The sequence below is a fragment of the Vibrio sp. 1580 genome (genome assembly GCF_033340055.1).
Genome location: NZ_JAWOVT010000818.1, coordinates 1 through 502 on the forward strand (window position 1 = coordinate 1; position 502 = coordinate 502).

Sequence of the window (502 nt, forward strand, 5' to 3'; positions counted from 1 at the left end):
TTGTTCTTGGAGTGGAAAACAACAAACTGGTAACGTTAGCTGATGTGTTGCCAGCGGATTACAAAACTGGTGATGTTGTAACTTACGACAATAAGACGGTGATAGATAGTAACTCACTCGTTTATTCGCTTTCGACAGGTGAGTTGTTAGGGAAGATGACAAGTAATCATAGTTATTACGATTATGAAACGTATGTACTTCATCAAGCAAATAACGCATATCAGGCATTGGAAGAACTTAGTGAGGTTCGATCGATCGGTCTTGGTCATGACTTAGATGAAGATTCGTTGAAACACTTTGACTCTGATGGTGTTGTAAGAACTAACATCGATGTTAATCAACTTGCAGAAGTGATTCTTGGCAAAGAAGTGTCATTAATGCAAGGCAAGGATGAGATTAGTAGCCTTGATGGAAACGACATCATTTTTGGTGATGCGATTCGTTTTGATATCAATGGAGAGCAAGGTGTTTCTGCGCTACAAAACTATGTAGCTTCTCAACT

General features: G+C 39.0%; 1 pseudogene. It reads left to right on the forward strand.

Going from position 1 to position 502, the window contains the following annotated elements:
* A pseudogene (locus R7093_RS28555) lies at positions 1-502 on the forward strand (hypothetical protein); the annotation flags it as partial.